General features: G+C 63.2%; 8 protein-coding genes. 2 read left to right on the plus strand and 6 right to left on the minus strand.

The features are described 5' to 3' along the window. Window positions 1-227: 227 nt before the first annotated feature. The 5 genes from QU44_RS16040 to QU44_RS16060 form a co-directional block, all read right to left on the minus strand. Window positions 228-1523, minus strand: a complete 1296-nt coding sequence (locus QU44_RS16040; protein ID WP_081988118.1) for a purple acid phosphatase family protein — start codon at window positions 1521-1523, stop codon at window positions 228-230. An 11-nt stretch (window positions 1524-1534) separates the two neighbouring features. Then, window positions 1535-4762, minus strand: a complete 3228-nt coding sequence (locus QU44_RS16045) for a TonB-dependent receptor (protein ID WP_081988119.1) — start codon at window positions 4760-4762, stop codon at window positions 1535-1537. 123 nt (window positions 4763-4885) lie between these two features. Further along, on the minus strand, window positions 4886-5848 hold the full coding sequence (locus tag QU44_RS16050; protein ID WP_033923422.1) for a FecR family protein: 963 nt from the start codon (window positions 5846-5848) through the stop codon (window positions 4886-4888). Further along, window positions 5848-6432: an RNA polymerase sigma factor gene (locus QU44_RS16055; RefSeq protein ID WP_081988120.1), complete on the minus strand. Its 585-nt coding sequence runs from the start codon at window positions 6430-6432 to the stop codon at window positions 5848-5850. Before QU44_RS16055 ends, QU44_RS16050 begins: the two co-directional genes overlap by 1 nt. Window positions 6433-6880: 448 nt before the next feature. Further along, window positions 6881-7330: a TonB-dependent receptor plug domain-containing protein gene (locus QU44_RS16060; RefSeq protein WP_131602419.1), complete on the minus strand. Its 450-nt coding sequence runs from the start codon at window positions 7328-7330 to the stop codon at window positions 6881-6883. Window positions 7331-7631: 301 nt separating this feature from the next. Here QU44_RS16060 and QU44_RS16065 point away from each other — a divergent pair, with 301 nt between their 5' ends. Both QU44_RS16065 and QU44_RS16070 read left to right on the plus strand, forming a co-directional pair. After that, a complete protein-coding gene (locus tag QU44_RS16065; protein WP_033923424.1) occupies window positions 7632-9515 on the plus strand; it encodes a methyl-accepting chemotaxis protein in 1884 nt (627 codons plus the stop codon). A gap of 184 nt (window positions 9516-9699) precedes the next feature. Beyond that, window positions 9700-11106, plus strand: a complete 1407-nt coding sequence (locus QU44_RS16070; RefSeq protein ID WP_052134997.1) for a protoglobin domain-containing protein — start codon at window positions 9700-9702, stop codon at window positions 11104-11106. On the opposite strand, the gene QU44_RS18765 is transcribed toward QU44_RS16070, so the two are convergent. Next, a partial coding sequence (locus tag QU44_RS18765; protein WP_231621782.1) for a hypothetical protein occupies window positions 11068-11325 on the minus strand: 258 nt, incomplete at its 5' end. The genes QU44_RS16070 and QU44_RS18765 overlap by 39 nt on opposite strands.

Raw genomic sequence — 11325 nt, forward strand, 5'->3', positions numbered from 1 at the left:
ATAGCCAAGCCCTTTTTCAGCAGCCTGCTAATCCGACGCGCAGGCACTCTACCCTCGGCTATCTCCCGCACCACGGACTTCGAGCAGCAGGCTCATATAGCCTTACCCGGTGTCGGCTAAACCGAGGGCAGCTCAGTTTGTTCGTACCCACAGTTACAGCTTTCACCCGTAGTGACCGTTCTGATTCAGCGGGGAAGCCCGGTCGGGGGTTGATGCGGCGTGCTGGATCAGCGCTTGCGCAACGTGACCGAATCCAGCGGCGCGCCCGTTGCGGTGAAGGCGCGGTAGGTCAGCGTCTTGGGGCTGACGTCGATCACCTGATACGCCTGGGTCCGCGACGCCGATTTCCTGGCCCAGGGCAGGCTGCCGACATCGTACATTTTCGGCCCCGCCACCGACACCGCATAGGTGGCACCGGCGTCGTCCGCCGCGGGGCCATCAGGGCCGATCGCGCCGCGCGCATAGCCATGATCATGGCCCTGCAGCACCAGATCGACGCGGTATTTGTCGATCAGCGGCTTCAGCGCCGCGCGCACCTTGGGATTGTCGCGATCGGGCTCGCTGGAAAATAGCGGGAAGTGCAGGAACAGCACCGTCCAGCGATTGGGATTGTTCGCCAGCCGATCCTCCAGCCACTGGACGATCGCCGCGCGCGCGGTTTCGTCGCGGTCGAGCTGCATCGAATCGATCGAGATCAGGCGCAGGCCCTGATAGTCGGTCGACCAGGTCGTCTCGCGCGTTTCGGGCAAGCTGGCCGGACCGTTGGCGGGCAGGGTGAACTGGCGGCGCCACTGCCCGTTGATCGACGAACCCGCGCGCGCCGCCGGATCCTTGACATATTCATGATTGCCCGGCGTCGGCATCTGCGGCGTCTGGGCATAGAGAAACCCGCCCGAGGCGAACCATTCGCCCCATTCGATGTCGCTGTCGTGCCGGTTGATGAGGTCGCCCGCATGGATCACGAACGCGGCGTCGCCCGCATGCCGAAACGCCATGCGCAGCGTGCGCGACGCTTGCGACAGCACATTATTCTGCATGTCGCCCATATAGATGAAGCGGAACGGCGCATTCGTCGCTGCGGCGGTGCGAAATTGCAGCCATTCGGACCAATGGGTGCCGTCGCCGACGCGGTAGGCATAGACGGTATCAGGGTCGAGCCCGGTCAGCACCGCCGAATGATAGGCAGCGCGAAAGGCCGCATCCTCACGCACCGGCAGCGTCGCATCGTCGGTGATGGCCGCAAGAAAGTTTGGCGTCTTGACATAATCGGGGCCAGCCGTCGCCTTGGCGAACTGCACCTGCCCGGCAAGGCCAGGTGCCGATCGCCAGGTCACCGCCATTTCGGTCGCCGGATCGGCGGTGAGCGTCAGGATGATCCGTTCGGGCTGCACGGTCGCAGGCGGCAGCGCCGGCGTCTGCTCCGCCGCTGCCTGCCCCGCCACCGCCGGGGCGGCCAAGACAGCGACGGCGGCAGCGGCGTGGAGCAGCAATAGTGCGGCGAGGCTTTGGTGGCGGGGTGTCATCGGCGGTCCCTTCAAAAGATCAGGTTGAAGCCGAGCGTCACGCTGCGCCCGTTCTTGATATAGGCGCGGCTGGCACCGTCGCCCGACGAGACCGTCTGCCAATAGGTATGCGCGTCGAACAGGTTCTGGACCTGAAGCTGAAGCGACGATTTGCTGACAAAAGTCTTGCGGAACGTCAGATCGACAAAGCCATAGGCCTGCTCATACGGATTATTCCCGAAATCATTGATGCCGCCCAGGAACTTCGACTGATAATTCCATGCGCCATAGATTTCCCAGCCCTTGCGCTCCCAGAACAGCTGCAAGTTGGCGATCGTCTCGGGCGTCTCCATCAGCGGCAGCGTATAGCCGTCGGGATGCCATGACAGGCCGGTTACCGCCTTCGACCGCTGAAGCGTCAGATTGCCGCCGACGCCCAGCGAGCTGAGGATGCCCGGCATCCAGTGCAGCCGCTGCTGCGCGCTGATCTCTACCCCGTAAACCTCTGCCGATTTGCCGTTGTTCGGCATCGAAATGGCGACGCCCGTGGGATCGACATTCTCGCCCAGCGTCCCGTCGCGGATGTTGCTCGACGAAGAGCGGAACAGGAAATTGGTGATCCGCTTGTAGTACAGCGCCACCGAATAGGCCCCGGTATTGCCCGCATAGCGCTCGAGCGAGAGATCGAGGTTAAGCGAATGCATCGGCTTCAGGTCGGGATTGCCCTGCTCGATGCCCATCAGCACCCATTCAGAGGTAGGGTTCTGCGTGCCGTTGCCATCGGGATCGGTGTCATAGCTGAACTCGCGCGCGCTGCTCATGCGCGCGATGTCGGGCCGGGCGAAACTGGTCCAGGCCGCGGTGCGCAGCTTGGTCTGCCGATCGAGGTCGATATTGACGTGGATCGACGGCAGCACGTTGGTGAAGCTCGAACGATCGGTGGTGTAGCGAGCGCCCTGCACCGGATCGAGGTTATAGGCATCGATCGTGTTGCGTGTCGCCTCCAGCCGCACGCCGGTGAGGATCGTGGCACGCCCGACCCGCGCGGTCGCCATCGCATAGCCCGAGATCACGCGCTCGTTGAACTTGAAGCTGTCTTCATTGGCGATCGTTGCGTTCGACGGATCGACCGCAAACCCTTCGAATATCGTGCTTTCGCCCCGTTCGGCGCGCTGGAGCTCAGCCAGCATCTTTTCATTGTCGATCGTCGTGCCCAACCGATAGAGGCCGCTATAGGCCCCGCCGAACAGGCTGTTCACGTCCTTGCCATGAAAAGCGGAAAAGTCGGCCAGCGTGCCTTCGGCATCGAGCTGAAGGAACGAACCTGCATAGGTTTCGCGGCGCGAATCATAGAATTTCGCACCGGTCTTGAGCGAATCGAGCCAGGTAATGTCGGGCTTCCATTCGGTGTTGAACTGCGCCTGCCACAGCTTTTCGCCGCTGCCGCCGATTTCACCCTCCAGGCTGCTGAACGCATATTGCGACGGATCCTGCACGCCTGCCAGCCCGGCGGGGTTGAGCAGCCATTTGGGAAAGCGTGAATCGTCGGCACTGCTGAACAACGCCCCGGTGTTGCCGAGCCAGCCATATTTGTCGCTGCGGAACTCCATCGTGTAGCCGTCGTCGAGATTGTCCTCCGACCGCGAATAGGAAACGTCATAGTCGATGGTGAACGCGCCGAGCCGCGACACGCCGCCTGCGTTGGCTGACGCCAGGTTGCCGGTCTCGTTTTCGGCTTCCCAGAAGCGGCGCAGGCGGAAGCCCTGCGGGTCCCAGGTGCCCGATCCGCCGTTCAGGCTGTAGAACGACCGGACCGATCGATCGGCATCGGTGATCCTGCCATCCCGGTCGCGGTCGACGATCTGCCCGGTGTTGTAGCTATAGATACGTCCAAGCCGGGCGTCGAAGCCGATCACGCTGTCGTCGGGCTGCGCCAGCGACTGGTCGCCGGTATTGACCTGCGACAGCCGGGTCGAGTTCCTGCCGGTGTCGTTGCGGAAATTGAGCCGGTTCAGGAATTCTTTTTTCTGATATTTGGCATATTGCCCGCGGATGTGCAGGTCGTGATTATCCGAGCGGAAATCGAGGCTGGTGTTGCCGCCCCAGCGCTTTACGTCGGTCTCGCCAAAGCCCAGGTTCATGCCGCGCAGCACGAATCGGTTGGGGTCCCAACCCAATGTTTCGCTGTCGCTGTACCAAGTGTCGGGCTGGTTATCGCCATCGACGCCATTCTGTTCGAATTGCGACTGGCGGCGGCTCCAATTGGCCGAGACATAGATGCCGAAATTGTCGCCGAACTGGTGCGATGCCGCCCCCGAAATCTGCCCTGATTTGCGATGGTCATATTTGTCGAGCATCCCGCCTTCGGCCGACAGCCGAAAATAGGTGGCGGCCTGGTCGAACGCGGTCGGTGTCGAAATATCGACCGAACCGCCCAGCGCGTCGCCGTCGCGATCGGGGGTCAGCGTCTTGTACACCGTGATCTGCTTGATGCCGTCGGGCGGCAGCACACTCAGCCGGACGCCGCGATAGAAGTTGTTGTCGCGCGACCCGGCACCACCCAGTCGCACGCCGTTGATCGAATAATTGTTCAGCTCGGTCGAAAGGCCGCGCACGGTGATGCGATCGCCTTCGCCCGTGGTCGCGCTGCGTACCGCATTGACGCCGGGCAGCCGCGCCAGTGCTTCGGACACGTTGTTGGCGGGCAGCTCGCCCATGTCATCGGCCATCACCGTGTCGGAAACGGTGGCGTTGTTGCGCTTGATGTCGAGCGCGCGCTCGACCGCGCCGAAATAGCCGATGATGACGATATCGTCTTCAGCCGACGCATTGGCGGTACCCTGCGGCGGGGACAGAGGCCGCGGTGCGGTGCTCGCCTGCGCGGTCGCTATTTTCGTTGCCGGCTTGGGCTTGGACGGTGCGGGCTTTATCGGCAACGGCTTGACGATGATCGAACCGCCCCGGCGGCGCGCATCGACATTGGCCCCGGCGACCAGCCGCGCCAGCGCGCGCTCTGCCGACAGCGTGCCGGTGACTGCCTGGCTACGGCGACCGCGCAGCGCGTCGGGCGAGGCGGCAACCGGAATGCCGGTGACGCGCGAATATTCCTGGAGCGCGCGGGCAAGATCCTGCGCCGGAATATCGAAGCTATAGTTTTGCGCGCCAGCAGCATGGGCTGCCGGTGCAATGCCAGTGCCGGCGGCAAGCGATGCAAGTGCGATCGCCAATGCCGATGCGGCAGGCGTAGTCAGTCGAAACATGGTGGAAAGGCCCCCGAATACGATGATCGTTACGGGGGAGAGACGGTGCGGACCTGCAAAACCCGACAATTATTTGTTGTTACATTTCCATTACTTATGAATGATGCTTCCGTGACATCCGATTTAGCGCGACACCGTGTAGCGCGTGCCGTCATAGCGCCAGCGCAGGTCGTGGATCGCCGCCAGCGCATCCAGCACGGCGGCAGGCCGATCGATCGGGAAGCGCCCCGTCACCAGCAATTCGCCCAGTGCGGGATCGGCGAACCCGATCGGGCGCGGCGATGTGCGATTGAGCCGTTCGACCAATTGCCACACCGGCGTGTCATTCGCCTCATACCATCCCTCGATCCAGCCGGGTTGGGCCATGCCGCCGCGCAAGCTGCGTACCCGATCGCCCGCCACCTCCAGGCCGCTGCCCGCCGGCAGCCGCCACCGCCGGCCCGCGCCCATGTCGACGCTGACCAGACCGCGATAGACCTGGATGACGCGCGTATCCTGATCCATCCGCTCGACATCGAAAGCCGTCCCCAGCACCGCGATGCTGGGACCGCCGGTGTCGACCGAAAAGCCCCGGACCTGCTCATGCGCGACGTCGAAATAGGCTTCGCCCCGGTCGAGCGCGACATGGCGCGACCATGGCGTGATCCGAACCGCGATCCGGGTCGCGCCATTCATGCGGATGGTCGATCCGTCGGATAGCGTCACGATCCGGGTAACCCCGCGCGGGGTGGCATAGGTCGATTGCTCGACCAGCAGGGGCGGGCCGAACAGCAACGCCGAAAACAGGCCGAGCGACGCAGCACTTGCCCCGGCGATTCGCCGCCACCCCATGCCTGATCGGCGCGCGGGATCGGGTCGATCATCATCGTTGCTCGCGACGCGCATGGTGGCCGTTTGGCTAAGTGCGTGTTCGAGGCTGTCCGATCGCCACACCGCACTCAGCCGCGCATAGGCCTCGACATGGCGCGGATCGGTCAGGATCCAGCGGTCGAATTCGGCGGCCAGCGCGGCATCCTGCAAAGGCTGGCGCATCCGATCGACCCACTGCGCCGCGTGCACGTCGATGTCGTGATTGTCGCCGCGCATCAGTCGTGCCCCACCAGATCGACGCCCGCCTGTTCGAGGGCGCGGCGCAAATCGATCATGCCGCGCGTGATATGTTTTTCCACCGCCTTGGCGCTGATCGACAGCGCTTCACCAATGGCGCGGCAGCTTTCATGTTGCAACCGGCGGCGGATCAGCACTTCGCGCCGAAGTGGGGGCATGCGGCGCAGGCAACGATCGAAGACCGCGACCGCGCGGCGCGAATCGAGCACCCGGTCGAGCGACGGCTCGTCGCTTTGCCAGTCCGAATCGATTTCGTCGGACAGCCGGCGCTCGCGGCGGTGCAGATCGACCAGCAGATTGTCGGCGATGCGAAAGGCCAGCGCGAACACGCTGCCAATCTGCTGCGCGCCGCTCAGCTCGACCAGCCGCGCGACGGTTTCCTGCGCGATGTCATCGGCAATATCATGCCGCCCGCCACGGCTGCGAATATAGCGCAACACCGCACCATGAACCGCGTCCCATCGCCGCGCGTGCGCCTGGTCCGACGGTTCTTGATCCGATGGCCGCCGGTCCGAGGGGCCTGAGTCCCGCGGCGGCGTTTCCAAGCCTCTGATCGACAGCACATGCCCCCCGGGTGCAGAAAGGCGCGGGGGTTAGCGTCCGCCGATGACAGTTTCGCGATAAGGGTCGACAGAAGGCTCGGATTCTGGGTTTGCTGGCTGCATCCGTGCTGTTCCTTCGTCACCTTTTCGACCCGCGGCTAAGCTCGCCGGCTTTTTTCGGTATGCCGATTTGCTTTCAAATGAGCAGATTGGTCAAGGCCGGCGACAGATACGCTTGTTCGTAGTTGACCGGGTCTATGCAGCGTGGGCGAATTTGAGCTGGTATCTGGCAGCTGCGATATTGACCATGCCGAGGAAGGTTAACCAATCCGTCCACGCCGCGTAAGAGCGCGCGCCGCTTGTTTCCGGACTGAATGCTTGGTCGAAAGTACGACGACAATCGGGTCGGCGCGCTCGAAGGCGATCCGACCTGATCATCTGCCAGCCATCAAATGCTGGAAAGTCCGCCTTAAAAATCGAGCCTTAGCGATGCCATTACGTTCCGACCGATGGCTGCGTCGCCGTTTTTGGAGATGATGTTGATTACGCCACCGGGCGAGTTCGACGCGAAGGTCGAGGACGAGCCGCCGCGGATCGCCTCGATCTGAGCGACGTTGAAATCGGCGCGCAGGAACGTGTCGCTCGCCATGTTGAAGATGTCGCCAAACTCGAGAACGGGCAGGCAATCTTCTTCAAGCTGCAGATATTTCGAGCCGCCCGAAGCCATCGGCAGGCCGCGCACGGTGGAACTGGAATTGCCGTCGCCGGTCGCTGATTCGACGCGAATACCCGGGATGGTGCGCAGAATTTCCGACAAGGGCAGCGGTCCGAGCTTGTCGATTTCGCTGCCGCGCAGCACGCTGGCCGATGTGGCGCTGTCCAGACGGTCGCGGCCCTTTGCCATGCCGGTGGTGATCATGCCCTCCGCCGGTGCCGGTGGCGCTTGTGCGGTGGTGGTTTGGCGAGGGCAATGACGGTAAGGCATCGGCGCCTCGGCGCGCGCGAGTGCGAACGGATAAGTAAGCCTGCGGCTTCTAAGTATTTGTCCTGAGGTGCCACGATCTGCCCGAGTTGCGGCGCAATTTTCAGCCCGCCGCACGTCCCGCGCTGCTTGTGCCACCTATAAGACCGTTATCGCTCCTCCTTGCCGCAGCAACTGGCAGTGCGCGTCGTGGCGCGCATGTGGGTCTGAATGGCGCAGAAACGGGACTATTCTCAAGATGGCTTTCTTGAACGATTGGACACTGTCTAAAAAGTTGCTGGTCGCATTCTCGGTGATCGGTGCGCTGCTGGCTGCGCTTGCGATGACCGGCGGCATGGCCAATCGCGAACTGTCGAGCATGGGGGACCGGCATGTTGCCCGGGGCCTTGCCGGTGTCACCGCGCTGTCAGAACTGCTCAATCTGGCGCGCGAGGAGCGCATCATCGTCTTATCGCACGCAACAACACGGTCCTCAGCCGCTGCCACCCAACTGGAAGAGCAGTTTGCCAAGGCCAATGTCGATTTGGTGGCAAAGCTGGATGCCTATGCCAAGATCAGCGGCGAAGATCTGGAGGAAGATGCAGCGAAGCTGCGCGCGTTGGCGGTGTCGCTGATCGACGTGAATACCCGGATTCTGGCCTCGAAGCGCGAGCAGCCTGATGCCACGCAGGCACTGATCGAGGGTGACGGCAGGGAGGCATCGGATGCCATGATCGCACAGGCCGATTTGCTGCAGCGCAAGACGTTGGAGCGATCGGAAGCGGCGAGCGTAGAGGGCCATAGCTATGCCAATAGCGCGCTGGGTTGGATGATAGCGCTGGCGATCATCTCGGTCGCGGGCATGGGCTATATCTGGTTCCTGCTATCGAAGACGGTTTCGAATCCCATGGCCGAGCTGGCGGGTGTCACGACGAAGCTAGCCAATGGTGCAAATATCGCGGTGCCGCATCGCGACCGGGGCGACGAGCTTGGCGCCATCGCCAAGGCGGTCGAGCAGTTCCGCGATTCAAGTGCCCAGCGCGCTATCGTCGAAGCGCGAGACGCAGCCGAACAGCAGACGGTTACCACGGCCCTTGGCGAAGCACTGCAGGCGCTGACCGGCGGCGACTTGACCGCGCAGATCACCGCAGACTTCCCGCCCGCTTATGCTGCGCTGAAGCATGATTATAATTCGGCGCTGTCGAGCCTGTGCGAACTGATTGGCGGCGTTACCGAAAGTGCCGATGGCATCCGTACCGGATCGCAGGAAATCGCCCAGGCTTCCGAAGATCTTGCCCGCCGTACCGAGGGCAATGCCGCCAGCCTCGAACAGACCAGCGCCGCGCTGGTGCAGATCGATACCCGGTTGAAGGCGACCGCGCAGGCTTCGGGCCAGACGGTTGGCCGTGCCGATCAGGCGATCTCCACCGTCGGCGGCGGCCGCGCCACTGCCGAAGAAGCCGTTGCCGCGATGGGGCGCGTGTCCGACAGTGCCAAGGGCATCGACAGCGTGATCGAGGGGCTCGACAAGATCGCGTTCCAGACGCGAGTTCTGGCGATGAACGCGGCGGTCGAGGCCGGACGTGCCGGCGATGCGGGCCGTGGTTTCGCGGTGGTTGCCGATCTCGTTTCGGCCCTCGCGATGCGCGCAGAGGAAGAAGCAAAGCGCGCCCGCGACCAGCTGACGCTCACCCAGACCGACATCGTCACCGCGGTGCAAGCGGTGCAGAAGGTCGACGGCGCGCTGGCGAATATCTCCAGCGATGTGGGGGAGGTGCATAAGTTGCTGGGCACGATGGCCGAAGACGCCACCGCGCAATCATCGGCGATCAGCCAGATTTCGGTGGCGATCAGCGCGATGGACCAGTCGACCCAGCAAAATGCCGCGATGGTCGAGCAGACCTCGGCAGCTGCGCGCAACCTGACGACCGAGGTGACGTCGCTGTCGGATCAGACAGGCAAGTTCCGGATTTCGGGCGCTGCACCTGTCCGCCGCGCACGCGCCTCTGCCCCCGCACTGCCGGCACCAAGCAAGCCTTCGGCTCCTAGGAAGGCCGCGTCAGCCTATAAGTCGCCGGTTAAGGCGCTGCCTGCCATGGCATCGGTGGACACCGGTGGCAGCGACGATTGGAACGCATTCTAATACCAAGTCGCGTGGAACGCGACGCATACCGCCCAGCCCGCCCCGCCTCCCCACCCGACCACCAAAGATACCATCAGGCTATGGTGGTCGGGTGGGGAGGCGGGGCGGGCTGGGGATAGGTTCATGTCAATGAACCTTGGTATTAGTCTCGAACAGAATTGCGGCCAGGAATGAAAGAACGATAATGTCGCACGACCATGTCCAATCGCGTTTGACCTTCATGGGCATCGACGAGCAACAGCGCGCAACCCTGGCAAAGATCCAGCCGATCATGGGTTCGATGCTGAGCGACGGGCTGGAGCGTTTCTATACGACAGCGCGCAAGACGCCCGAGACGGCGGTCTTCTTTCGCGACGAAGCGCATATGCGAAAGGCAAAGGCGTCGCAGCACGCCCACTGGCTGAACATCGCCAGTGGGCGGTTCGACGATAACTTCTATTCCAGCGTCCGCAGGATCGGATCGGTGCATGCCCGGATCGGGCTGGAGCCGCGCTGGTACATCGGCGCCTATGCCCTAGTGCTGGAAGAGCTGATGCGCGGCGCATCGAAGCGTTTTTCATTCTGGCAGCGGCTGCGATCGTGGTTTCGCCTGCCGAGCGCGACCGATGCCAGCATTGCGCTGGTAAAGGCGGCGCTGCTCGACCTGGAATTGTCGGTTTCGATCTATTTCGAACAAGGGCAGGCCGAACGCGACGAGGCTATCCGAAAACTGGGCGACGCATTGCAGGGGCTGGCCGATGGCGACCTGGCATCGAACCTCGATCAACTACCGTCCAGCTTCGCCGCGCTGCAATCGAGCTATGACCAGACGTTGGAATCGGTGCGGTCGATGATCGGAGCGGTCACTCAAAGCACGATCGGCATCCGCAGCGGATCGCATGAGATCGCGCAGGCATCGCTCGATCTGGCGCAGCGCACCGAAGGCAATGCCGCCAGCCTGGAACAAACCAGCGCGGCGCTGGTGCAGATCGATTCACGCTTGCGCGCGACCGCCGAGGTATCGGGCCAGACGGTGACACGCGCCGACAAGGCGATTACCACCGTTGGCGGCGGACGTGCCACCGCCGTGGAAGCGGTAGCGGCGATGGGCCGGGTGTCGGACAGCGCCAAGGGCATCGACGGCGTGATCGAAGGGCTCGACAAAATTGCGTTCCAGACCCGGGTGCTGGCGATGAACGCCGCGGTCGAGGCGGGACGCGCAGGCGATGCGGGACGCGGCTTTGCCGTGGTCGCCGATCTGGTGTCGGCGCTGGCGATGCGGGCGGAAGAAGAGGCCAAGCGCGCGCGCGACCAGCTGACGCTGACGCAGACCGACATCGCAACCGCCGTGCAGGCGGTGCAGAATGTCGACGGCGCGCTGGCGGACATATCGACCGAAGTCGGCGCGGTACACGAATTGTTGGGCGCGATGGCGGGCGATACGATGGTACAGTCCGAAGCGATCACCCAAATCTCGGTCGCCATTCGCGCGATGGATCATGCGACCCAGCAAAATGCTGCGATGGTCGAGGAAACATCGGCAGCGGCGCGCAACCTGACGAGCGAAGTGGCTTCACTGTCCGATCAGGCTGCGCGGTTCAGAAATGCCTGAGGCAGGCATGCCGATGCCGATGCCGATGAACGCGGTCGCGCACTGCGCTTCGAGCATGATGACCTGATCCTCGCGCATTGCCGGCGTCATTCCCGCGAAGGCGGGAATCCATCTGCCAGTGCAGTGATTATGGATTCCCGCCTTCGCGGGAATGACGAAAAGATCATCGATCGGCCTGAAGCTATCTCGCTTTAGCAGGCTGCTGAAAAATCCCACGGT

This window comes from Sphingomonas sp. 37zxx (assembly GCF_000786205.1).
In the GTDB taxonomy this organism is placed as follows: Bacteria; Pseudomonadota; Alphaproteobacteria; order Sphingomonadales; family Sphingomonadaceae; genus Sphingomonas.